23 protein-coding genes are annotated in these 23,878 nt (G+C 31.4%); 22 read left to right on the plus strand and 1 reads right to left on the minus strand.

Going from position 1 to position 23,878, the window contains the following annotated elements; genetic code table 11:
* The first annotated feature begins 138 nt into the window (after positions 1-138).
* The 8 genes from ACKTTC_RS04335 to ACKTTC_RS04370 all read left to right on the plus strand — a co-directional run bounded on the left by ACKTTC_RS04335 (position 139) and on the right by ACKTTC_RS04370 (position 5,160).
* Complete coding sequence (locus ACKTTC_RS04335) at positions 139-1,269, plus strand: Mrp/NBP35 family ATP-binding protein (RefSeq protein ID WP_408038575.1); 1,131 nt, start codon at positions 139-141, stop codon at positions 1,267-1,269.
* Between the two features lie 6 nt (positions 1,270-1,275).
* Positions 1,276-1,512: a NifU family protein gene (locus ACKTTC_RS04340; protein ID WP_408038576.1), complete on the plus strand. Its 237-nt coding sequence runs from the start codon at positions 1,276-1,278 to the stop codon at positions 1,510-1,512.
* 125 nt (positions 1,513-1,637) lie between these two features.
* The gene (locus tag ACKTTC_RS04345; RefSeq protein ID WP_408038577.1) at positions 1,638-2,693 is read left to right on the plus strand and encodes an NAD(P)/FAD-dependent oxidoreductase; all 1,056 of its coding nucleotides are present in this window, start codon (positions 1,638-1,640) and stop codon (positions 2,691-2,693) included.
* 3 nt (positions 2,694-2,696) lie between these two features.
* Complete coding sequence (locus ACKTTC_RS04350) at positions 2,697-3,602, plus strand: sterol desaturase family protein (protein WP_408038578.1); 906 nt, start codon at positions 2,697-2,699, stop codon at positions 3,600-3,602.
* Between the two features lies 1 nt (position 3,603).
* Positions 3,604-3,885, plus strand: coding sequence for a hypothetical protein (locus tag ACKTTC_RS04355; protein ID WP_408038579.1), 282 nt, complete (start codon positions 3,604-3,606; stop codon positions 3,883-3,885).
* A gap of 2 nt (positions 3,886-3,887) precedes the next feature.
* Positions 3,888-4,223 (plus strand): 2Fe-2S iron-sulfur cluster-binding protein, encoded by a 336-nt coding sequence (locus ACKTTC_RS04360; protein WP_408038580.1) that lies wholly within the window; start codon positions 3,888-3,890, stop codon positions 4,221-4,223.
* Between the two features lie 37 nt (positions 4,224-4,260).
* The gene (locus tag ACKTTC_RS04365) at positions 4,261-4,563 is read left to right on the plus strand and encodes a hypothetical protein (protein ID WP_408038581.1); all 303 of its coding nucleotides are present in this window, start codon (positions 4,261-4,263) and stop codon (positions 4,561-4,563) included.
* A gap of 90 nt (positions 4,564-4,653) precedes the next feature.
* Positions 4,654-5,160 carry a ferritin gene (locus ACKTTC_RS04370; protein WP_408038582.1) on the plus strand — a complete coding sequence of 169 codons (507 nt, stop codon included), beginning with the start codon at positions 4,654-4,656 and terminating at the stop codon, positions 5,158-5,160.
* 137 nt (positions 5,161-5,297) lie between these two features.
* Here the strand turns inward: ACKTTC_RS04370 and ACKTTC_RS04375 are convergent, their stop codons facing one another.
* The gene (locus tag ACKTTC_RS04375) at positions 5,298-5,810 is read right to left on the minus strand and encodes a flavodoxin (RefSeq protein WP_408038583.1); all 513 of its coding nucleotides are present in this window, start codon (positions 5,808-5,810) and stop codon (positions 5,298-5,300) included.
* A gap of 349 nt (positions 5,811-6,159) precedes the next feature.
* Between ACKTTC_RS04375 and ACKTTC_RS04380 the strand changes: the two genes are divergently transcribed.
* From ACKTTC_RS04380 to ACKTTC_RS04445, 14 genes are all read left to right on the plus strand, one after another.
* Positions 6,160-7,317, plus strand: coding sequence for a homogentisate 1,2-dioxygenase (locus ACKTTC_RS04380; protein WP_408038584.1), 1,158 nt, complete (start codon positions 6,160-6,162; stop codon positions 7,315-7,317).
* Between the two features lie 88 nt (positions 7,318-7,405).
* Positions 7,406-8,566, plus strand: a complete 1,161-nt coding sequence (gene hppD / locus ACKTTC_RS04385) for a 4-hydroxyphenylpyruvate dioxygenase (RefSeq protein WP_408038585.1) — start codon at positions 7,406-7,408, stop codon at positions 8,564-8,566.
* 151 nt (positions 8,567-8,717) lie between these two features.
* Complete coding sequence (locus tag ACKTTC_RS04390; protein WP_408038586.1) at positions 8,718-9,635, plus strand: tryptophan 2,3-dioxygenase family protein; 918 nt, start codon at positions 8,718-8,720, stop codon at positions 9,633-9,635.
* A gap of 140 nt (positions 9,636-9,775) precedes the next feature.
* The gene (locus ACKTTC_RS04395) at positions 9,776-10,579 is read left to right on the plus strand and encodes a hypothetical protein (protein WP_408038587.1); all 804 of its coding nucleotides are present in this window, start codon (positions 9,776-9,778) and stop codon (positions 10,577-10,579) included.
* Positions 10,580-10,774: 195 nt separating this feature from the next.
* A complete protein-coding gene (locus ACKTTC_RS04400; protein ID WP_408038588.1) occupies positions 10,775-11,290 on the plus strand; it encodes an RNA polymerase sigma factor in 516 nt (171 codons plus the stop codon).
* A 4-nt stretch (positions 11,291-11,294) separates the two neighbouring features.
* A complete protein-coding gene (locus tag ACKTTC_RS04405; protein WP_408038589.1) occupies positions 11,295-12,221 on the plus strand; it encodes a FecR family protein in 927 nt (308 codons plus the stop codon).
* 1 nt (position 12,222) lies between these two features.
* Positions 12,223-14,778, plus strand: coding sequence for a TonB-dependent receptor domain-containing protein (locus ACKTTC_RS04410; RefSeq protein ID WP_408038590.1), 2,556 nt, complete (start codon positions 12,223-12,225; stop codon positions 14,776-14,778).
* A gap of 64 nt (positions 14,779-14,842) precedes the next feature.
* A complete protein-coding gene (locus tag ACKTTC_RS04415; RefSeq protein ID WP_408038591.1) occupies positions 14,843-15,619 on the plus strand; it encodes a DUF3108 domain-containing protein in 777 nt (258 codons plus the stop codon).
* 83 nt (positions 15,620-15,702) lie between these two features.
* The gene (locus ACKTTC_RS04420) at positions 15,703-17,001 is read left to right on the plus strand and encodes a M23 family metallopeptidase (RefSeq protein WP_408038592.1); all 1,299 of its coding nucleotides are present in this window, start codon (positions 15,703-15,705) and stop codon (positions 16,999-17,001) included.
* 6 nt (positions 17,002-17,007) lie between these two features.
* Positions 17,008-18,576: a glucose-6-phosphate isomerase gene (gene pgi / locus ACKTTC_RS04425; RefSeq protein WP_408038593.1), complete on the plus strand. Its 1,569-nt coding sequence runs from the start codon at positions 17,008-17,010 to the stop codon at positions 18,574-18,576.
* Positions 18,577-18,767: 191 nt separating this feature from the next.
* The gene (locus ACKTTC_RS04430) at positions 18,768-21,536 is read left to right on the plus strand and encodes a TonB-dependent receptor (RefSeq protein ID WP_408038594.1); all 2,769 of its coding nucleotides are present in this window, start codon (positions 18,768-18,770) and stop codon (positions 21,534-21,536) included.
* Between the two features lie 102 nt (positions 21,537-21,638).
* Positions 21,639-22,061: a hypothetical protein gene (locus ACKTTC_RS04435; protein WP_408038635.1), complete on the plus strand. Its 423-nt coding sequence runs from the start codon at positions 21,639-21,641 to the stop codon at positions 22,059-22,061.
* Between the two features lie 41 nt (positions 22,062-22,102).
* A complete protein-coding gene (locus ACKTTC_RS04440) occupies positions 22,103-22,831 on the plus strand; it encodes a lysophospholipid acyltransferase family protein (protein ID WP_408038595.1) in 729 nt (242 codons plus the stop codon).
* Between the two features lie 54 nt (positions 22,832-22,885).
* Positions 22,886-23,866 (plus strand): acyl-ACP desaturase, encoded by a 981-nt coding sequence (locus ACKTTC_RS04445; protein WP_408038596.1) that lies wholly within the window; start codon positions 22,886-22,888, stop codon positions 23,864-23,866.
* Positions 23,867-23,878 lie beyond the last annotated feature (12 nt).

A 23,878-nucleotide genomic window follows, 5' to 3' on the forward strand; every position in this document is an offset into this window, starting at 1 on the left:
CTTTTCATAAAATCATAAATAGTAACTCTTAATCATAAGATTAAAAAACTCTATAAACCTATAAATAATCGCGATTTACAAGCTTTATTATCTGAATTCTAAGCATTATCTTTGTAGTTTAGAATTAATATAAACAGAATGAGCTTTAAAAAGCAAGATATATACAATGCATTAGATACGATAACGGCTCCTGGAGAAGGGAAAAGTTTAGTTGAAAATGAAAACATAAAAAACGTTGTTACTTTTGGAGACGAAGTAATAGTAGACGTTGTTATTGGAAACCCTTCTTTACAAGCAAAGAAAAAAGTAGAGGTTGAAATTATGAAAGCAATTCACCAACATGTAGATCAAAAGATTTCTGTTAAGGTGAATGTTAAAGCAGAAGTGAAGCCTAAAGAGGAAGTTAACCAAATTCGTGGTAAAGAAATACCAAATATTAAAAACATTATAGCCATTGCTTCTGGTAAAGGAGGCGTAGGGAAATCTACGGTTACAGCAAATGTTGCAGTGTCTTTAGCTAAAATGGGATTTAATGTTGGAATTTTAGATGCCGATGTTTACGGACCATCACAACATATTATGTTTGATGTGGAAAGAGAAAGACCACTTTCTGTAAAAGTTGATGGGCGTTCTAAAATGAAACCGGTAGAAAATTACGGAGTTAAATTATTATCTCTAGGTTTCTTTACCAATCCAAATCAAGCAGTTATTTGGAGAGGACCAATGGCTTCTAAAGCTTTAAATCAATTAATCTTTGATGCAGACTGGGGAGAATTAGACTTTTTATTAATCGACCTACCTCCAGGAACAGGAGATGTACATTTATCTATTGTTCAAGCATTGCCAATTACGGGAGCAGTTGTAGTAAGTACACCACAAAACATAGCATTAGCAGATGCCAAAAAAGGTGTAGCAATGTTTCAACAAGAAGCCATTAACGTACCAGTTTTAGGTATTATTGAGAATATGGCGTATTTCACACCAGCAGAATTGCCAGAGAATAAGTATTATATTTTTGGAGAAAGCGGAGCGAAAAACTTAGCAGAGGATATAGAAACTGCCTTTTTAGGAGAAGTGCCAATTGTACAGAGTATTAGAGAAGCTGGAGATGTAGGGCATCCTGTAGCATTACAAAGCGGAACTAAATTAGAAGAATCATTTAACGAAATTACAAGAGAAATCGTTTCTCAATTGTTAAAAAGAAATGCTAACTTACCGCCAACAGAAGTTGTTCGAATTACAACAATGAGTGGTTGTAGTACTAAATAAAAAATTATGTCAGCACAAGAAACACAAGACAAAGTAGAAAAAGCATTAGAAGAAATCCGTCCTTTTTTAGTAAGTGATGGCGGAAATATCAAATTGTTATCTATTGAAGATAAAATAGTGAAAGTACAATTAGAAGGAGCTTGTAGTGGTTGTTCTGTAAATCAAATGACACTAAAAAATGGTGTAGAAGCAACTATCAAGAAATACGCTCCTGAAATAGAGGAAGTAATCAACGTAGCATAACTGACTTTAGTCAGCTTTCAACAAGCATTACTTCTTTATATTTGGAAATATAAAGAATTCAAACAAATTGTATTCCGCATTAAAATGCGGAATACGTCTATAAATAAAGCATATTTTTTATCAAAATGATAAAAACAGATATATTAATCATAGGAGCAGGTCCTACAGGTTTATTTACAGTTTTCGAAGCAGGTTTATTAAAGTTACGTTGTCATTTAATAGATGCATTACCACAACCAGGAGGGCAATGTTCAGAGATTTATCCTAAAAAACCAATCTATGATATTCCTGCATATCCAGAAATTTTAGCAGGAGATTTAACAGATAGGTTAATGGAACAAATTAAACAATTTGAACCAGGGTTTACCTTAGCTGAACGTGCAGATACAATCGAAAAACAAGAAGACGGAACATTTATCGTAACCACAAATAAAGGAACAAAACATCAAGCACCAGTTGTAGCTATTGCTGGAGGTTTAGGAAGTTTTGAACCAAGAAAACCACCTATTTCTAATATTGCAGAATACGAAGGAAAAGGAGTGGAATATATGATTAAAGAACCAGAAGTATATCGCGATAAAGATGTGGTAATTGCTGGAGGTGGAGATTCTGCATTAGATTGGTCTATCTTCTTAACAGATGTAGCAAAATCGGTTACTTTAATCCATAGAAGAAACGAATTTAGAGGAGCTTTAGATTCTGTTGATAAAGTACAAGAGTTAAAGAACGAAGGAAAAATCAACTTAATTACACCTGCAGAGGTAAAAGCAATTGTTGGTAATGGTAAGGTTGAAGGAGTTGAAGTTCATAAGAAAGATGAAGATCCTTTTGTTATTGATACAGATCATTTCATACCATTATTTGGATTGTCTCCAAAGTTAGGACCCATTGCAGATTGGGGATTAGAAATTGAGAAAAACGCTATTAAAGTGAATAATGCGTTAGATTATCAAACAAATATTCCTGGAATTTTTGCTATTGGAGATGTAAACACATACCCTGGAAAATTAAAATTAATTCTTTGTGGTTTTCACGAAGCTACTTTAATGTGTCAAAGTGCGTTTAAAATTATTCATCCAGATAAAAAGTATGTAATGAAATATACTACAGTAGGAGGAGTAGAAGGATTTGACGGAACTAAAAAAGAAGCACCAAAAGCAGTTGTAAAAAAGATAGAATAATATATGACCTTAATAGAATACGTACAACAACTATCACAAGATAAGCTCTTATATTTTGCCTTACCAGTATTTTTTGTTTCTATGCTGGTAGAGTACAAAATTGCAAAAGAGAAATACCATTCAAAAGATACAGGAGTATCCTTATTAATGATGGTGTTTTCTGCGATTGTAGAGTTTATTCCCAAAGTGTTAGCATTTGTTGTGTTTTTCTATTTATATGAACTTTCTCCTTTAAAAGGAATTGTAGACAGACAATGGTGGGCTTGGATTATTTTATTCTTAGCAGACGATCTTTCTTATTATTGGTTTCATCGATTAAATCATGAAGTACGATTGTTTTGGGCCGGACATGTGCCTCACCATTCATCTGTACACATGAATTTAGGCACAGCATTAAGGCAAGGTGTAGGAGAAAGAATCCATAAATTCTTTTTTTGGTTGTGGATTCCATTGCTAGGTTTTGATCCCTTAATGATGTTTACAATGATGGGAATAAGTTTAATTTATCAGTTTTTTGTACATACAGAATTAGTTGATAAACTACCAAAACCAATAGAGTTTATTTTTAATACACCTTCACATCATAGAGTTCATCATGCATCTAATATTCGTTATTTAGATTGTAACCATGCGGGAATTCTTATTATTTGGGATCGTATGTTTGGTACGTTTTCTGAAGAGTTAAAAGAAATCGATCAACCTGTGTATGGTTTAACTGTAAATATTGAAACATTTAACCCAATTAAAGTGGCTACTCATGAATATGCTGCAATTTGGAAAGATGTAAAAAGAGCTGATAAGTGGAGTGATAAATTGAACTATATTTTCAATTCACCAGGATGGAGCCATGATGAAGAAGACAAACGAGCTAAAGTGTTACGAAAGAAGTTAAAAGAACAAGAGAATTAATATGGTACCATTAAAACTTATTGATATATGGTGGCCACCAAGCTTTGATGATTTAATAATAGTCTCATTAGATCAAATGATTGTGCTATTATTTGCAGCACTTATTTTAGGTCTATCTTTGCATTTGTTTAGTCCTAAAGAGGGTTTAGAAGACAATGTTGATTCAAAAGAATTTGAAACTAAGAACTACCCTTTGTTTATTAAAATCACCAGTTTATTTATCATCCTTGCTGTCATATGCATACCTATTTTTAAATTACTAGGAACAAGCTATTTTTTATAAAAATGGAAGATCAAGATATTACTATAAAAATAACAGATAGAGATGGTGTAATGCACGAAGTGCAAGCACCTACAGATATGAATATGAACTTGATGGAAGTTGTTCGTTCCTATGAATTAGCTCCTGAAGGAACAATTGGTATTTGCGGAGGAATGGCTATGTGTGCTTCTTGTCAATGCTATGTGAAATCAGATCACGAACTTCCAGAAATGTCTGATGATGAAGATGCAATGCTTGCAGAAGCTTTTTATGTTGAAGACAATAGCCGCTTAGGATGTCAAATACATATGACTCAAGAGTTAGATGGGTTGGAAGTTGAATTAGCTCCGGAAAGTTAATTTTTATTTATTCTAAATAAAGTAGTACATTTGCAGTATGAATGTAAATGTGAGTGCTGAGACGAGTATTAAACTCGAAGAGATAACTTTTTGCAAATACAAATTAACAACAGTAAATAAGGAGATACTATTAACATTCCCCCAGTTATTACAACTTAGAAATGCTATTGTTAAATTAACTCATCCAGAATCGCTATATGAAATTATAGATAGAGAAAACTTTGTATTACTTTTTGTAGCTGATAAACAACATCTAATCTATTTAGATATTCCTCAGTTATTATTATTAAGAGATACAATCGATTCTTTTTTCTGTAATACTAAATCAGTTTTAATCTAAATAATATCCTTATTTAGACTTTTTTCAAATTCAGTTTTACACTGTTTTCTGGGATATATATGTTGTAAATTAGCAATAAATAATAATATCATGAAAACAGCAGTAAGAAAACAAATGACAATTAATCCAGTAATAATGGATTTATTGAATGATCAAATTGCATTAGAAATGAAGGCGTCGGCTTCTTATTTAGCAATGGCTTCATGGTGCGATCAAAGAGAATTATTAAATAGCAAAGCATTTTTCTATAAACAAGCAGAAGAAGAAAGAGAGCATGCAATGAAGATATTTACATTTATTAACGATAATGGTGGTGCAGCAATGTCTCCAGAAATTCATAATGTAAATAATGATTTTGATAGCCTAAGAGGTATTTATGAAGCTTCTTTAGAACAAGAAATAAATGTAACTGAATCTATTTTCAGAATTTTTAAATCAGCAAGAAAAGAAGACGACTTTGTAACAGAAGTATTCATGCAATGGTTTATTACAGAGCAATCTGAAGAAGAAGATACTTTTAGAAGCATTTTAGATGTCTTCGATCTAATGGAAGGAATGCCATTAAAAATGATCGATGAGAGATTACCAAAAGAATAAGCTCATTTGAGAGTGTAATAGTTGAAATAAAAGATCGCCTAAAAAGACTAGCTGTCAAAAGAATACTGAGAATATTAAACGACAATAAAATATCTTTTTAGACGATTTTTTTTATGCTTTTTAGTTAAGTCAGCTATCTAGTTATCAAACTCTTCTTCTATTTGCGCAACCCATTGTTGTAATCGATCTCCAGTTAACTCTGGTTGATTATCTTCATCTAAAGCTAAACCATAAAATAAATCTTCTTCTTCGATTTTTGCTTTGGATTCAGTAAAATCATACCCTTCAATAGGCCATTTTCCTATTACAGTTCCTCCGTTCTGTATAATTGTAGTTGCAAGAATACCAACGCCATCTATAAAATACTCACCATAACCATACTGATCGCCTAAACCATATAGAGCCACTGTTTTTCCGGAAAAATCAATTGTTTCGAATTCATCAAAAAAGTTTTCCCAATCACTTTGTAAATCACCATCATACCAAGTAGATAAACCTAAAATTAGTTTATTGTACCTATTAAAGTCAGATTTTTTAACTACTTCAGCCTCTATTACATCAATATCTAAATTACTAATGTCAATTAAATTATGTGTTACTTCTTCTGTCATTCCGGTATCAGAGCCGTATATCAATCCAATGGTATCCATGTATAATTATTTAGGTAGCGATATGCTATAAAAACGCAAATTTATTTAGATTGAGTATAAATAAAAAATTTAATTACTTTAATTAGCTTATAATTAACGAATATTCAGGCTATAAATAGAGTAGATCTCCCAATATCCTAGCTACTTTTAGTATATTTGTAAGACAACAACTAAATCGCTATAAATGTATTGGTTAGGTTTACTATCACATTTAAAGTTTATGATAAAACGAAATCCAGAATGATACACTCTTAAGTATCACCAACAATACTGTTGATGGATTTTAGTTAGGATTAGAAAATTTCTGATATTCAGAAAATCAACTCAAGTTTCACTTAAAAAAATAAGAATGCCTTTTTATCATAAATTAGGAGAAATACCACATAAACGTCATACACAATTTCGTAAACCAGATGGAAGCTTATATTATGAGCAATTATTTGGTACTATAGGTTTCGATGGAATGTCGTCAAATTTATACCACGAACAAAGACCAACCCAAGTAAAGGAGATTAAAAAACAATACAGCGTATCTCCTAAAATAGCAAAGAAAAACAATATACAATCGTATCGATTTAGAGGATTTCAAGTTCCTCAAGTAGCCGATTATTTAGAAAGTAGAAAAATAGTATTAACCAATTCAGATTGTAATATTATTTTATCTGCGCCAAAAGAATCTACAAAAGATTATTTCTATAAAAATACAGATGCAGATGAAGTAATTTTTGTGCATAAAGGAACAGGGAAACTAAGAACTCATATGGGAAATTTAGATTTCAAATATGGAGATTACTTAGTAATTCCTCGTGGAATGATCTATAAATTAGATTTTGATACAGAAGATAATAGATTATTTATTGTAGAATCATACAGACCTGTATATACACCAAAAAGATACAGAAACTGGTTCGGACAGTTATTAGAACACGCACCTTTTTGTGAAAGAGATATTCGTCAGCCGCAAGAATTAGAAACGTATAATGAGAATGGCGATTTCTTAATTAAAGTGAAAAAGCAAGATGAAATCATAGAAATGGTGTATGCAAGCCATCCTTTTGATGTTGTAGGTTATGATGGGTACAATTATCCATATGCATTTTCTATTCACGATTTTGAGCCAATTACAGGTCGTGTACATCAACCGCCACCAGTACACCAAACTTTTGAAACAGATGCCTTTGTAATCTGTAGTTTTGTTCCAAGATTATATGATTATCATCCGCTAGCAATACCAGCTCCATATAATCATAGTAATATAGATTCTGATGAAGTATTGTATTATGTAGATGGAGATTTCATGAGTAGAAATGATATTGATGCAGGACATATTTCTTTACATCCAGCTGGAATTCCTCACGGACCACATCCAGGAGCAACAGAAAGAAGTATTGGAAAAACCGAAACAGAAGAGTTAGCGGTTATGGTAGATACTTTTAAACCACTTATGGTAACAGAAGAAGCAATGAAAATTGCTGATGAAGATTATTATAAATCTTGGTTAGAGTAGTGTTTAATGCCTAAATGGAATAATTTGAAAATGTAAAAAGAATAGATTTTCAAGTTTATCAATTAACAAATTATCAAATAAGAAAGAAATGTCAAAAGATATAAAATCAGTAAACTACGGTTTAGAAAAAATATTTGAAGGAGCGCAAGATTTCCTTCCACTTTTAGGAACAGATTATGTAGAATTCTATGTAGGAAATGCAAAACAATCTGCACACTTTTATAAAACAGCATTCGGATTCCAATCCTTAGCATATAAAGGATTAGAAACGGGATCTACAGACGAAGTGAGCTATGTATTAGTACAAGATAAAATTCGTTTAGTATTAACAACTCCATTAAATAGTAAATCGCCAATTAACGAGCATATTGTAAAGCATGGAGATGGTGTTAAAGTAGTAGCATTATGGGTGGAGGATGCGCGTTCTGCTTGGGAAGAAACTACCAAAAGAGGAGCAAAGTCGTACATGGAGCCTACTGTAGAAAAAGATGAACATGGAGAAGTAGTGCGTTCTGGAATTTATACCTACGGAGAAACGGTACATATGTTTGTAGAACGTAAAAACTACAAAGGTACTTTTATGCCTGGTTTTATGGATTGGAAATCAGATTATAATCCACCGGCAGCTGGTTTAAAATACATAGACCATATGGTAGGAAATGTTGGTTGGGGACAAATGAATAAATGGGTAAAATGGTATGAAGATGTAATGGGGTTTGAAAACTTTTTATCATTTGATGACAAACAAATCCATACAGAATATTCTGCTTTAATGAGTAAAGTAATGAGTAATGGGAACGGTCGTGTAAAATTTCCAATTAACGAACCAGCAAAAGCAGTTAAAAGATCACAGATAGAAGAATATTTAGATTTTTATGAAGGTGAGGGAGTACAGCATATTGCTGTTGCTACAGACGATATTATTAAAACAGTAGCACAATTAAAAGCAAATGGTGTAGAGTTTTTACCACCACCACCACAATCGTATTACGATATGATTCCTGAGCGTTTAGGTGCGCATATGGAAATTATGAAGGAAGATATTTCTAAATTACAAGAATTATCAATTTTAGTAGATGCTGATGAAGAAGGATATTTATTACAAATATTTACAAAACCAGTAGAAGATAGACCAACCTTATTCTTTGAAATTATTCAACGTATGGGAGCAAGAGGATTCGGAGCAGGAAACTTTAAAGCCTTATTTGAATCTATTGAGAGAGAACAACAAAGAAGAGGTACATTATAATATAGAGTACTAATGAAACTTAAAAACCAAGAAAATAACTAGCCATTTTCTTGGTTTTTTATTGTGATATTAATGTAAAAAGAGAGAGCGTTAAATAATATATTTTAATGAATAAAGAATAGTAAATTTGAAGCCTTACTAAATTCAACCCATGAATAAAGAAGAATTACTAAAAGCCATCGAAGAAAAATACGAGAAACTTGGTGTGCCCGTAGAAGCAATGCTAGAAGGATTACTGTGGAGTAAACCTATTACATATTGGGATTACATACAAACAGATGCACTACTAGGTTTACAAATACCAAGAACTACGCAACCAGACGAAATGGTATTTATCATGTATCATCAAGTAAATGAGTTATTATTTAAGATGATACTGTGGGAAATAGATCAAGTAGCGAAATCTATAGAAATATCTGCTGAAAAATTCTCTAAACATTTAATGCGTATTAGTAGGTATTTTGATGTGTTATGTAGCTCTTTCGAAGTAATGGGAGAAGGAATGGATGTAGATCAGTATTTAAAATTTAGAAATACATTAACTCCAGCAAGTGGCTTTCAAAGTGCTCAATATCGTAAAATAGAATTTGCTTCTACAGAGTTAATTAATTTGATAGATATTCGTTTTAGAGATACAATAGATAGAGGTTCTTCTTTTAAAAATGCTTATGATCACTTGTATTGGCAAGCAGCAGGTAAAAATTATACTACCGGGCAAAAAACAACTTTATTAAAGCTGTTTGAAAAGAAATACATGGGCGAGTTTATTGAATTTATGGAAGATTATAATGATATTAATCTTTCAAGAAAGTTTAAACAATTACCAGTCGAAGTTCAAGAAAACGAGTCGTTGATTAAAGCAATGAGACATTACGATTATACAGTTAATGTAAAATGGGTAATGGCACATTATAACGCAGCAGGAAAATATCTTGGAGGGAATGAAAAAGATTTAGAGGCAACAGGAGGAAGTAATTGGAGAAAATACTTGCACCCAAAATATCAACGAAGAGTTTTCTTTCCTTATTTATGGAGTAAAGAAGAGTTAGAAAACTGGGGAACTTTTTAAAAGAAAATAAAACATTAGTATATAAAAACACTTGTCTGAAAAGGCAAGTGTTTTTTTGTTAGAAAACTTTTTTTAAAAAAGCATAGGGAAAAATAAAAGTGGGTTGTATTAAACCTGTAATAACATTAAAATAAGTTAAAATGAAAAAATTACCCATCGTATTAGGTTTGTGTGTAGCAACATTAACCAGTTGTGTAGAATCAAACTTAGAGCCAATTCAAGACGAACAAAATAGTGAACGAGTAGTGTTTAATTTCGATTTTGAAAATGGAAATCACAACTTTGTGAGTCATGCTTCAGGAGACTTTACCGAAAATAAACCTGTAATAGATTTAGTACAAGCAAACAATCGTTGTGGAACTCTATTTAGAGGAAAGACAGAAGATTTTACAGCATGGAAAGGATACGATTTTAAAGGGAACGATACGCAGTTTTTAGGTTTAGATATGGGAGGTTGCGAAGGTTTCTTTAATGGAGTTGTAACAACAAGTTTTACGGTTGCAGAGGAACTTCCAGAAGGGAAAGCAAAATTGAAGTTTAAATATTATATGCCAGGAGATTTTACAGGATGGGAAAGTGGATACTATTTTAATGTATATATAGAATCAAAAGAAGCAAATAGTAATAATGATAGAAGTTTAGAAAATGCATTAGTAAAATTTGCAGTACAAGAAAATCAAGATGGATGGGTAGATTTTTCTAGTATAGTTCCTATAAGTTTAAGGCAAGGAGAATATAATTTAGTAGTTCAAATAATAGGTTCATCAGCAGCTATTGATGATATCATGTTGGTCGAATTTGATAATCAAAATAATGGAGACAATGGTGATGGTCAAAACGATGGAGATAATGGTGATGGTCAGAATGATGGAGACAACGGTGATGGTCAAAATGATGGCGACAATGATCAAGGAAATGGAGATGGAGATAACAGTAATAATTAAAGTGGGGAATTCAATACTATAAATAAAAGATAAAGAAAGTGTTCGCGCAGTTAATTGTAAGTTGATATTGTGCAAAAAAAAGCAGAGTAATTGTTCACCCTTCCATCATCCACTCCTGAACATTCTCTGCTTTTAATTAAAAACATAATATATGTGTTAATATGTATTTAACTAAAAGACACTAACTTTGCCTCAATGAAAGAAGATGAGAAATCATTGTGCGATTCGAAAGTTTTCGAAGAAGTCTACAAGGCAAATGTAACAGCTTTAAGAAACTATATCTATTATAAATCTGGAGACATAGATATGGCGGAAGACATTGTACATGATTGTTTCATGAAAGTATGGAATAATTGTTCAAAAATAGTCTACGGAACTGTAAAAGCATTTTTATATAAAATCGCTTCTAATACGTTCTTAAATAAAGTAAAACACAAAAAGATTGTTTTAGAACATCAAAAGTTAGCACCTAGTAAAACAACAACTAATGAAGATCCAGAGTTTGTACTAGAAGAAAAAGAGTTTTTAAAAAAACTGCAAACTGCCATAGCAGAATTACCTGAAAAAGAGCGAGAAGTATTTTTATTAAATAGAATAGATAAGAAAAAATATAGAGAGATAGCAGACTTACTAAACATCTCAATAAAAACAGTAGAAAAGAGAATGACTGGTGCGCTTAAAAAATTAAGAGGACAAATAGAAGGTATTTAAATTGATGGAAAATCAAGAATTCGACATATTATTAAATAAATTTATAGAGAATACAATTTCTCAAGAGGAACTGATAAAACTGAAATCATTTAAACAGTTTTCTTTGTATGAGAAAGTATTGAACTATTCCTCAGATTTTAAAGCACCACATATAGATGAGCAACAATCGTTTGACAATTTTATAAATAAAGCAACAACCAAAACGAATTCAAAAGTATCTAAACTTGTAATTCAACTAAATATAAAAACCATAGTCGGAGGAATAGCTGCTGCTGTTTTACTATTATTTGGATTATTTCAAATTTTAAACCCGAATCAAACATATACAACCGATTTTGGAGAACAATTAGCAGTGTTATTACCTGATAGTTCACAAGTTTTATTAAATGCTGAAACCTCCATAACATTTGACAAGAAGAATTGGGATAAAAACAGAACTGTATCTTTACAAGGAGAAGCCTTTTTTAAAGTAAAAAAAGGAAGTAAATTTAAAGTTGTAACAGAAGAAGGAATTGTAAGTGTATTAGGAACTCAATTCAATGTAAATGAACAAGAAGACTTTTTAGAAGTTCAATGTTTTGAAGGAAAAGTAAGCGTAGAAAGAAATGGAGAGCAATTCATTCTTTTAAGAGGACAAGCTGTAAGACAAATTAAAGAGAACTCATTTGAAGAGTGGAACTTCACAAACGAAGGTCCGTCATGGGAAAACTTTGAAAGCAGTTTTAAAAATACACCATTACAATACATTATCAAAAGCTTTGAAAAGACTTATGGTGTGGAAATAATTACACAAAATATAGATTTGCAAAAACGTTTTTCAGGAAGCTTCCCTAATACAAACAAAACTGTGGCTATAGAAACTATTGCAAATTCTATGAATCTTGAGTATCAGATAAAAAACGACAAACAAATTACGCTTCGTTCCAAATAGTATGCTAAAAATTAGACTACTTCTCATCAGTCTTTTTTGCAGTACACTACTCATAAGTCAACAAGAACAAAAAAAGACACTCAAAGAAATCTTAACAACCATAGAAAAATCATTTAATATTAAATTTTCATTTTCTGAGGAAGTTATAGAAGGTAAAGTAATAGAATTAAATAATGAGAAAAGCCTTTCAGCTATTCTAGCTCGAATAGAAACTAAAACAGGTTTAGAAATAAAAAAAATTAGCAACAGATATTATACTATCGCACAGAAACCTAATCAAACTATTTGCGGTTATGTATATGATATTGCTACAGGACTACCATTAGAAAATGTTACCATTATTGCAGACGGAAAAGGAGTAGGAACTAACGAAAAAGGTTTTTTTACCCTAAAAAATGTCAATCCATCAGAAATCATAAAAATATCTTATGTAGGATATACAAGTGCTGAGAAAAAAGTTTCAGAAATAAATAATATTAACTGCGAAAGAATATACATAGGAGAAACATTAGATCTATTAAAAGAAGTTATTATTTCTAGCTATTTAACCAATGGTGTTGTTAAAAAAACAGACGGTTCTATTACGTTAATACCGAGAAAACAAGGAATATTGCCAGGACTTACAGAAGCAGATGTATTATTAAGTACACAACAATTACCTGGAATTCAAAGTCCAATAGAAAATGCTGCTGGAATTCATATAAGAGGAGGAACACCAGATCAAAACTTAATTTTATTCGACGGAATAAAACTATACAATACATCACATTTTTTTGGTTCTATTTCTGCCTTCAATCCATACATTGTAGATAATGTTACGGTATATAAAAATGCATCTAATGCAAAGTATGGAAATCATATTGCAGGTGTAATAGATATAAAAACTATGTCAGATATTCCAGAGAAAACATCCTTTGGAGCTGGCTTTAATTTTACTACAGCAGATGTCAATACAACAATTCCTATTGATAAAAAATTAGGAATTCAATTTTCTTTCAGACGTTCTATATCAGATATTTTAAATACACCAACATTTGATAAACTATCTCAAAAAGTATTTCAAAATACAATTATTGCTGATGGAAGTACTTTAACAAAAGAGCAACCTTTTATTGAAGATGAGAACACATTTAGCTTTATAGATTTTAATACTAAATTAATCTATCAACCTAATAAGAATAATACAATTTCACTACAGCAAATTAGTATTAAAAACAATCTAGATTATATTCTTGAAAATAAAAACGATATAGAAGTAAGATCCGATGAAATAAATATAGAAAACGATGGGTTTGGGATTTCATGGAATAAAAAATGGAGTGAAACTTTACATCAAGAAACGAGTGGTTATTATTCTAATTACACACTTTTTTACGATGGTAACAAAACCAGAAATAATACCATTTACGACTATACAATTAAAAATAATGAAGTAAAAGAAATTACGGTTAGCACGCAGTTAAGTCAAAAATTAAATGAGATAAGCACACTAAACTTTGGATATCAGTTTACACATAGCAACATTTCATTCAATCTAGAACAAGAAAACACAGATTTATTCACAAACGCAGTAAATAAAGGAAATAATACCAATAACCAACAAACAGTACTTTTAGAATATATCTTAAAAAAATCCAATACATTTAATTTACATGCTGGGTTAAGATCTAGTTATATGCCATTATTAGATAGAACATTCTTAGAACCTAGAATTTATACGAGATTAAAATTATTTCCATCGTTTTGGATAAATGCATCAGCAGAGTTTAAACAACAGTATACTAGTAAAATAGTTGAATTCTTTACTTCAGATTTCGGATTAGAAAATGAATTATGGGCCTTGTCTAATGATAAAGAAATACCAATATTAAAAAGTCAACAGTACACAGCAGGATTATTGTTTAACAAAAATGGTTGGATTATAGATGCAGAAGTGTATTATAAAGTAATCGATGGTTTAACTTCGCTTTCAACAGGATTTAATAATACAACAGGTGAAACTATTTTTAACGGGAATGCAAGAATTTTAGGAGCAGATGTACTGCTTAAAAAGAATTGGTCTCCTAAAATAAGTTCATGGATAAGCTATACTTTTGGAGACAATAGCTTAAACTTTTCAGGGCTTAATGAAGGAAAATCTTTCAAAGGGAACTTTAGTATTTCAAATGCGGTATACTTAGCTCAACAAGTAAGTATAGATAATTGGGATTTCTCTGTTGGGTATACTATTAGAGGAGGTTTACCGTTTAGTGGATTAAGAAGTAGTTTTAATGAAGAACAGCAAGAAATACAAGAAATTACAAATTTTAATATCAATTCATTGCCAGATTTTCATCGTTTAGACGCTTCTGTCACCTATGATTTTTTCTGGGATAAAAAACGAAAAATAAGATCGAAAGTTGGAGCATCTTTTATTAATATTTACGATCGAAAAAATATTATACAAAGGAGCTATGAAAAAGCTATAGATCCTAACGATGGAAGGCAGATTATAAATACAGTAGATACCTTTTCTTTAGGATTTACTCCAAATATTGTGTTTAGAATACAGTTTTAGTTAAAAACTGCTAATTACTATTTTGGAACAATAATTGTCATACTTTTTTTATAAGTTTGGAAATATGAGAACTACCATTAAAATATTGTTAGCCATTTTGGTTCCTTTTTTAAGCGTTGGACAAGAGAAAATACCAGCATTTAAAGATGGAGAGTGGCTGCGTTACAAAATGAGTTATAGCGGTTTTTTAAAAGCAGGAGAAGCTACGCTAGAATTAAAAGAAACTGATTATAACGGGAAAAAAGTACTTCACGCTATAGGAAAAGGAAGAACCTCAGATATTGTAGGTTGGTTTTTTAAAGTGGAAGATATTTACGAAAGTTATTTTGACACATCTGACGTGAAGCCATATTTGTTTAAAAGAAATATTAACGAAGGAGGATATAAAAAGAATAAACAAATCACTTTCGATCATCATAAGAACACAGCTTATGTAGAAGATTTCCTGAAAAAGAAAGACAGTACTATATCTGTAACCAATCCGCAGGATCTAATTTCTACATTTTATTTTTTACGAAATCACGATACGAGTAAACTAAAAGAAGGAGAAGACATTGAAGTAGATATGTTTTTCGATGAAAAGAAATACCCTTTTAAACTTCATTTTGTAGGTTATGAAACATTAAGTACTAGGTTTGGTAAAGTAAGAACTCAGAAATTTCAACCGTTGGTACAAGCAGGACGTGTATTTAAAGCACAAGAAAGTGTAACCATTTGGATTACTGCCGACGATAACAAAATACCAATTAAAATGAAAGCATCTTTAGCCGTTGGTTCGTTAAGAGCAGAACTAGATGGTTATAAAGGATTGGCAAATCCATTCGAAATCGTTTTCGAGTAAAAAATGTTACATATTGTTAAAGTCTTACTATAAATTGCTTTAATTTGTACTTTTGTGTTTGGTTCAAATTAAAAAGCAAATAGTTGAAAACTACTAAATATACTACAGTTTTATTATTATTCATTACAATTTTCTATGCTTGCAAAGAAGAAAAAGCAACCGAAACACCAGAAGTAGTTGTTGAAGAAGTGATTCCAGAACCAGAAATAAAATACGGACTCAATTTCGATAATTATAAAGTTATTAATGATACTATTAAAAGTGGTGAGAGCTTTGGGATAATTCTAGATAGACATCATGTCTTTTATCCAAAAATTAATGAAATTAGTACAACTATTAAAGATACATTCGATGTTAGAAAAGTTAGAGCAGGAAAACCGTATACAATTCTAGCTTCTAAAGATACTTCTGAAATTGCTAAAATATTTATATACAAACATAATGCAATAGAATCGACGGTTATAAATTTTCAAGATTCAATTATTTCAGCTTATAAATATAGAGAACCGATTAAAATAGTAGAACAAGCTGTTTCAGGAAAAATTATTGATAACTTTTCAAATGCAATAGATACTTTAGGATATGCAATAACTTTAGCAAATGAGGTTGCAGATATTTATTCTTGGACGGTAGATTTTTATAGACTACAAAAAGACGATACTTTTAAAATAATTTTTGAACAAAAATTCATCAAGGATACCATACCTGTAGGCTTTGGAGATATTAAAGCAGCTGTTTTTAATCATAAAGGTCAAGAGCTATATGCTTATTTGTATCAAACAGATTCTATAAAAGACATTCCAGATTATTTTGATAGTGAAGGAGGCTTGCTTAGAAGACAATTTTTAAAATCACCAATAAAGTTTCAATATAGAATTTCTTCAAGGTACAACTTAAGAAGAAGAATTAAACTGTACGGAAATAAAGTAAGACCACATAAAGGAACTGATTTTGCAGCACCTTATGGTACACCAATTATGACTACAGCTAGTGGAACTGTTGTAGAATCTTCAAGAAGAGGTGGAAATGGTAATTATGTAAAAGTAAGACATAACAATACCTATAGTACTCAGTATTTACATATGAAACGAAGAAATGTGCGAGTAGGAGATTATGTAAAACAAGGAGATATTATCGGTTGGGTAGGTATGACAGGAAATACAAGTGGACCACATGTATGCTATCGTTTTTGGAAAAATGGCAGACAAGTAGATCCATTTAGACAAAAGTTACCTACTGCAAAACCAATGGCAGATAGTTTAAAACCTAAGTATTTCGAATTTATTAATCCAATAAGATCACAATTAGATAGCATTCCGTTACCACCTAGTGAACTGCCAATAGAAGAAGAGGTAACAGAGGAAATTATTGCTAAAAACTAACAAACTATGGCTTTGAAAAACATTAACCCGACTCAAACTGAAGCTTGGAAGAAGCTCTGGGAACATTATAAAGACACACAAGATCAAAGTTTAAAAGAATTATTCAGAACAGATAAAGAGAGAAAAACAAACTTCTCAATTACCTTAGATGATCTAGCAGTAGATTATTCGAAGAATAAAATCACAAAAGAAACTTTAGATTTATTAGTAGAATTAGCGAATGAAGTTGATGTTAAAGATGCTATAGAAAAATATTTTTCTGGAGATAAAATTAACGCTACAGAAGGAAGGGCAGTATTACATACAGCATTAAGAAGTAATTCTGAAGAACCAGTTTTAGTAGACGGGAAAGATATAAAACCTAAAATACAAACAGCACTTAGAAAAATTAGAGCGTTTAGTAATAAGGTAATATCAGGTAAATGGAAAGGATATACAGGTAAGTCTATTACAGATGTTGTAAATATCGGAATTGGAGGATCAGACTTAGGTCCAGATATGGTTGTTGAAGCGTTAAAGTTTTATAGAAATAAACTAAATGTACATTTTGTATCTAATGTAGATGGAGATCATGTTTCAGAAACTATTAAAAGATTAGATCCAGAAACAACCTTATTTGTAATTGTTTCAAAAACATTTACAACCCAAGAAACCATTAGTAATGCAAATACTATAAAAGATTGGTTTTTAAGGTCAGGCTCTATTTTCGATGTAGCAAAACATTTCGTGGCAGTTTCTACAAACTTAGAAGCAGTGTACGATTTTGGAATCGATAAAAACAATGTATTCCCAATGTGGGATTGGGTAGGAGGTCGTTTCTCTTTATGGTCTGCAGTAGGTTTATCTATAAGTTTAGCTGTTGGTTTCGATAATTTCAGAGAATTATTAAATGGAGCCGAAGAAATGGATATACATTTTAGAACGGCAGACTTTAACGAAAATATCCCTGTAGTACTAGCATTATTAAGTATTTGGTACAATAATTTTTATGGCGCAGAAACAGAAGCTGTACTTCCATATACACAATACTTAGCTAAATTACCAGATTATTTACAGCAAGCCATTATGGAAAGTAATGGGAAAGGAGTAGATAGAAATGGAGATAAAGTAACCTACGAAACAGGAACAATTGTATGGGGAAGCACGGGAACAAACATGCAACATGCATTCATGCAATTAGTACACCAAGGAACGAAACTAATTCCAGCAGATTTTATAGGTTATAGAGAATCTTTACATGGTTTAAAAAGTCATCACGAAAAATTAATGGCGAACTATAACGCACAAATGGAAGCTTTAGCATTTGGTAAAACCAGTGAAGAAGTACATTTGGAATTAAAGACAGCTGGAGATTTTGATAAAATAAACCAGTTATTACCATACAAGGTATTTGAAGGAAATAGACCAAGTAATGCAATCTTATTTGAAAAACTAACTCCAAAGTCATTAGGGAAACTAATTGCTTTGTATGAACACAAAATTTTTACACAAGGAATTATATGGAATATATATTCATATGATCAGTTTGGAGTAGAGTTAGGGAAAGAATTAGCAAAAAAAATACTTGCATCTTAAAATTACAACGAGCTTTTATAGGATAGCTATATGCTTAGAAATAAAAACACTACATTAAAATGTGGTGTTTTTTTATGCTTTTTTTTAACTAAAATACTTAAGAAGTTGTTAAAACTTAACTTTTAGTTAACATTACTACCCTTTAAAAGGTAGAATTTTGTGGCGTTTTAAAATGACAATATAAAAGTATAATGAAAAATTTTAAAAATTTATTACTTGTAGCAGTCTTCTTTATTTCGGCTACAGTTTTAGCTCAAACTAGAATATCAGGTACAATACTTGATGAAACTGGTGAGCCATTGCCAGGAGCATCTGTGGTAGTAAAAGGTACTGCTAACGGAACTTCAACAGACTTCGATGGTAAATTTATGTTAAACGCTTCTAACAGTTCTGGGGTAGTAGTAGTTTCTTTTGTTGGTTATATTAACAAAGAAGTTGCTTTTAACGGAGCTGGAGATTTAGGGTCAATAGGATTAAATCCAGATGACAACGTATTAGAAGAAGTTGTTATTAAAGGATTAATTGATGTTGCTAAAGATAGAGAAACGCCAGTAGCGTCTTCTACTATTAAAGCTGCAGAAATTCAAGAAAAATTAGGATCTCTAGAATTTCCTGAGATTTTAAATAATACTCCATCTGTTTATGCAACAAAATCAGGTGGTGGATTCGGAGATGCAAGAATTGATATTCGTGGATTTTCACAAGAAAATATTGCAGTATTAATCAACGGGGTTCCTGTAAATGATATGGAAAACGGACGTGTATTCTGGTCTAACTGGGCTGGTTTATCAGATGTTACAACTGCAATGCAAGTACAAAGAGGTTTAGGTTCTTCTAAATTAGCAATTTCTTCTGTAGGTGGTACAATTAACATTATCACTAAAACTACAGATAAGAAAGAAGGAGGAGCGGTAACAGGTAGTTTTGGAAATGATAACTATTTAAAAACTATTGCTACTTACTCTACAGGTAAAAATGAAAATGGATTTGCAGCATCTTTCTTATTTAGTAGAACTGCTGGAGATGGATATATTAACGGAACAGAATTTGAAGGATATAACTACTTCGTAGGTTTAGGTTGGGAAATTAATGAAAAGCACGATATCCAGTTTATGTTAACTGGTGCACCACAAACACACAACCAAAGAACTACAAGTTTCTTTAACATGGGAACTTTAGCTGACTACGATAGATATGGAAACAGGTATAACTTCACTGAAGGTACATTAGACGGAGAAGAGTTTAACTGGAGAAAGAATTTCTATCACAAGCCAGTAACTTCTTTAAACTGGAACTGGGAAATTAATGAAAACTCATCATTATCTACATCAGCTTACGTTTCTTTTGGACGTGGTGGAGGAACAGGAGATATTGGTCGTATCGATGGAAAATTTGCTAGTGATACTGACTTAAGAAATCCTGATAATGGTTTATTCTTATTTGACCAATTAGTAAGATCTAATTCAGGTTTAGGAGGTACTTTTAGCGATGGGTTCACATATAATAACGTAGTAGATCCAACTACAGGATTATTCTTAGTAAACGATGATGAATTACGTTCTGATGATCTTCCAGCTGGTTTAGCAAGAAGAAATGGTATTATTCGTAGAGCTTCAGTTAACTCTCACAACTGGTACGGTTTATTATCTAACTTCAATACAAAATTAAGCGAAGAGTTTACTTTAGATTTCGGTGTTGATATTCGTTCTTATAAAGGAATTCACTATAGAAGAATTGACGATTTATTAGGAGCTCAAGGTTATCGTGATAATGACAACATAAACCAACCATTTAATGTGTTAACGACAGAGTACTCTTCTGATTTATCAAGTTTATGGAATGTATTTAGAAGTACAGATGATGAAGAAAAAATTAACTACCATAACGATGGTTTAGTACGTTGGTTTGGAGGATTTACTCAGTTAGAGTACAAAAACGATGAAATTTCAGCGTTTGTTCAAGCTGGTCTATCTAATCAAGGATTCAAAAGAATTGATTACTTCAACTATTTAGATTCTGATCCAGCAAGAGAAACTGACTGGGTGAACATCTGGGGTGGAAACATCAAAGGAGGAATCAACTGGAACATTAACGAAGAGCACAATGTATTTGCAAATGGAGGTTATTATGCTAAGCAACCTTTCTTTGATGCAATCTTCTTAAACTTCAGAAATGATATAAACCCTAATTATACTAATGAGAAAGTATTAGGTTTTGAAGCAGGATATGGATTTAGAACTTCTAGATTCAGTGCTAATGTTAACTTATATAGAACTCAGTGGGATGATAGGTTTATTAACATTAACTATGAAAATACAGCTGGAGATGAAGGAACAGCTAACTTACAAGGTTCGTCTCAGGTACACTTAGGAGCTGAGCTTGATGTAAACTATAAGATTACTGAAGATGTTAAATTCTTAGGAGCATTCTCTTGGGGAGACTGGTCATATAGAGGAAATATTTCTGGTAATGCATTTGATCAAGATCAAAACCAAATTGGTAGCATCGATATCGATCTTAACGAAGTTCCTGTAGGTAACTCACCTCAAACAATTTTAAGTTTAGGAGTTGAAGTTAAGCCTTTCAAGAACTTTAAAGTAGACCTTACTCAAAGATATAACGATAGATTATTCTCTGCTTTAGTTTTAGCTGAAGGACAAGATGGATCTATTAACGATGATGGAACATTAAGAAACGGTCCTATTGAATTACCAGGATATGCTGTTGCAGATTTTGGAATGTCATATAAGTGGTTATTCGATGAAGAAAGTAACCAATCTATAAACTTCAGATTAAATATTAACAATGTATTTGATCAAGAGTATATCGCAGAATCTAGAACAAACTATTTAGTTGGTCATAGAGGTACAGATGCAAACTACCAAGGAGTTGATTTAGATAATAAAGCATTCTTCGGATTTGGAACTACTTGGAACTTCTCAGTAAGATATAACTTCTAATAAAGAAGTATTAGAAAATAAATAAAACCACCTCAATCGAGGTGGTTTTTTTATGCGTAAAATTCAGTACTTTTACAAAGTTAAAAAACGAACAAAATTATGATAAAAGTAATTCACTCTTACTGGGCGTATATAGTACTAATTGTGCTTGTATATACTGTATTTAATGCAATAATTGGATTGGTGCAAAAAAAAGAATTTACACATAAAGATTTTCGATTAGGGTTATTCACTTTAATAACAGCGCACATACAATTATTAATTGGTATTGTATTATACATTTACGAAGGAAGATTCAATAATATAGGAGCAACAATGAAAGTTCCAGAAGCAAGATTACTTTCATTAGAACACCCAATTATGATGCTTTTAGCAATTGTATTAATCACTGTAGGATGGTCTAAGCATAAAAAGAAAGTGAAAAGCGAAGCAAAATTTAAAACATTTGCTATTTTTTATGGAATAGCACTTTTATTAGTTTTATCAAGAATTCCATGGTCCAATTGGTGGCCTTTTAATTTATAAAAACAATTCCCGCGGTAGCGGGAATCTTATTTTTACGAACAATGAAAATAATCAGTTATATACTATCACCAATTTTTATGGTGGTATTTTTTGTAATATTATTAATCTTTCATCCTTTACAATGGATAGGATTAAATGTATTTGGTGGAAAAGGACACCAAACTGTAGTGAATTACCTAAATTGGTTTTTGGTAAAATCATTACTAGTATTAGGAGTACGAGTAAAAGTTACCAATACACACAAATTACCAGAGAATACAACTTTACTTTTCGTTTCAAATCACCAAAGTATGTTTGATATTCCACCAATAATTTGGTCTTTCAGAAAATATTGGCCAAAATTTGTATCAAAAAAAGAATTAGGCAAAGGTATACCAAGTGTATCTTATAATTTACGACATGGAGGTGCAGCTTTAATTGATAGAAAAGACGGAAAACAAGCGTTAACAGAATTGGCAAAATTTGCTAAGAGAATAAAAGAAAATACATGGTCTGCCGTTATATTTCCAGAAGGAACTAGAAGTAGAACAGGGAAACCTAAAACTTTTGCTCCAAATGGGCTTAAAATGCTTGTTAAATACAATCCTGAAGCATATATAGTACCATTAAGTATTAATAACTCGTGGAAAGTATTTAAATATGGAAAATTCCCATTAGGAATTGGAAGTCCAATTACAATAACAACACACGAACCTGTAAAAGTAGATAGCTTACCTTTTGATGAATTATTACAAAAAATAGAAACTACAGTAAAATCAGGAATTCAATAACAAAAAGAAACAAACAACAAACAAATAACTAAATATTAATCCCTAAAAAGTCATATGTCAATACAGAACATACGAAAAGAAGTAATGAAAACTTTGGAGAGTAAAATCCATGGTTTTGTCGACGATTTTTTAATACCTATTGAAAAGATTTGGCAACCAACAGATTTTCTTCCAAATTCTCAAGACGAAAATTTTATTGAGGAGGTAAAAGAAATAAGAGAAATTTCTAAAGAATTAGACGACGATTTTTGGACCGTTTTAATTGGAGATACCATTACAGAAGAAGCATTACCTACCTACGAATCATGGTTAATGGAATTAGATGGTGTAGCACAAGATCCAGATAACGGTTGGGCCAAATGGGTAAGAGCTTGGACTGCCGAAGAAAATAGACATGGAGATGTATTAAACAAATATTTATATCTTTCTGGTAGAGTAAACATGCGAGAAGTAGAAATTTCTACTCAACATTTAATTGCAGATGGTTTCGATATAGGAACATCTACAGATCCATATAAAAACTTTGTATATACGAGTTTCCAAGAATTAGCAACTTATATTTCTCATAATAACGTAGCAAAAATAGCACGTAAAAAAGGACATAAGTTGTTAGCAAGAATGTCTAAGATTATAGCAGGAGATGAAATGCGTCATCATAAAGCATATACGGCATTTGTAAAGGAAATTTTTAGAATAGATCCAAGTGAAATGATGTTAGCTTTTGAAAAAATGATGCGTCATAAAATTGTAATGCCAGCAATGCACTTAAGAGAATCTTTTGAGGCGAAAGGAAGTTTATTTGACGATTTTTCTACTGTAGCACAACGAATAGGAGTGTATACAGGTTATGATTATGTAGATATTCTTAGAAAACTAAATGCTGCTTGGGAGATAGATAAAATTACAGGTTTAACTGCTGAAGCAGAAAAAGCGAGAGATTATTTAATGAAACTTCCAGATAGAATGTATAGAATTACGGAAAGAATTGTAATTCCAGATACAGATTTTAAATTTAAATGGATGATTCCAGCATAACAAAAAAGCAAC

Origin of the sequence: Tenacibaculum amylolyticum, from assembly GCF_964511145.1 — a bacterium.
Taxonomy (GTDB): domain Bacteria; phylum Bacteroidota; class Bacteroidia; order Flavobacteriales; family Flavobacteriaceae; genus Polaribacter; species Polaribacter amylolyticum.

Excerpts from the sequence above, each read along its gene's own strand:
- ACKTTC_RS04335 (WP_408038575.1), top strand. The coding sequence starts at position 139 with ATGAGCTTTAAAAAGCAAGATATATACAATGCATTAGATACGATAACG.
- ACKTTC_RS04340 (WP_408038576.1), top strand. The coding sequence starts at position 1,276 with ATGTCAGCACAAGAAACACAAGACAAAGTAGAAAAAGCATTAGAAGAA.
- ACKTTC_RS04345 (WP_408038577.1), top strand. The coding sequence starts at position 1,638 with ATGATAAAAACAGATATATTAATCATAGGAGCAGGTCCTACAGGTTTA.
- ACKTTC_RS04350 (WP_408038578.1), top strand. The coding sequence starts at position 2,697 with ATGACCTTAATAGAATACGTACAACAACTATCACAAGATAAGCTCTTA.
- ACKTTC_RS04355 (WP_408038579.1), top strand. The coding sequence starts at position 3,604 with ATGGTACCATTAAAACTTATTGATATATGGTGGCCACCAAGCTTTGAT.
- ACKTTC_RS04360 (WP_408038580.1), top strand. The coding sequence starts at position 3,888 with ATGGAAGATCAAGATATTACTATAAAAATAACAGATAGAGATGGTGTA.
- ACKTTC_RS04365 (WP_408038581.1), top strand. The coding sequence starts at position 4,261 with ATGAATGTAAATGTGAGTGCTGAGACGAGTATTAAACTCGAAGAGATA.
- ACKTTC_RS04370 (WP_408038582.1), top strand. The coding sequence starts at position 4,654 with ATGAAAACAGCAGTAAGAAAACAAATGACAATTAATCCAGTAATAATG.
- ACKTTC_RS04375 (WP_408038583.1), bottom strand. The coding sequence starts at position 5,810 with ATGGATACCATTGGATTGATATACGGCTCTGATACCGGAATGACAGAA.
- ACKTTC_RS04380 (WP_408038584.1), top strand. The coding sequence starts at position 6,160 with ATGCCTTTTTATCATAAATTAGGAGAAATACCACATAAACGTCATACA.
- hppD (WP_408038585.1), top strand. The coding sequence starts at position 7,406 with ATGTCAAAAGATATAAAATCAGTAAACTACGGTTTAGAAAAAATATTT.
- ACKTTC_RS04390 (WP_408038586.1), top strand. The coding sequence starts at position 8,718 with ATGAATAAAGAAGAATTACTAAAAGCCATCGAAGAAAAATACGAGAAA.
- ACKTTC_RS04395 (WP_408038587.1), top strand. The coding sequence starts at position 9,776 with ATGAAAAAATTACCCATCGTATTAGGTTTGTGTGTAGCAACATTAACC.
- ACKTTC_RS04400 (WP_408038588.1), top strand. The coding sequence starts at position 10,775 with ATGAAAGAAGATGAGAAATCATTGTGCGATTCGAAAGTTTTCGAAGAA.
- ACKTTC_RS04405 (WP_408038589.1), top strand. The coding sequence starts at position 11,295 with ATGGAAAATCAAGAATTCGACATATTATTAAATAAATTTATAGAGAAT.
- ACKTTC_RS04410 (WP_408038590.1), top strand. The coding sequence starts at position 12,223 with ATGCTAAAAATTAGACTACTTCTCATCAGTCTTTTTTGCAGTACACTA.
- ACKTTC_RS04415 (WP_408038591.1), top strand. The coding sequence starts at position 14,843 with ATGAGAACTACCATTAAAATATTGTTAGCCATTTTGGTTCCTTTTTTA.
- pgi (WP_408038593.1), top strand. The coding sequence starts at position 17,008 with ATGGCTTTGAAAAACATTAACCCGACTCAAACTGAAGCTTGGAAGAAG.
- ACKTTC_RS04430 (WP_408038594.1), top strand. The coding sequence starts at position 18,768 with ATGAAAAATTTTAAAAATTTATTACTTGTAGCAGTCTTCTTTATTTCG.
- ACKTTC_RS04440 (WP_408038595.1), top strand. The coding sequence starts at position 22,103 with ATGAAAATAATCAGTTATATACTATCACCAATTTTTATGGTGGTATTT.
- ACKTTC_RS04445 (WP_408038596.1), top strand. The coding sequence starts at position 22,886 with ATGTCAATACAGAACATACGAAAAGAAGTAATGAAAACTTTGGAGAGT.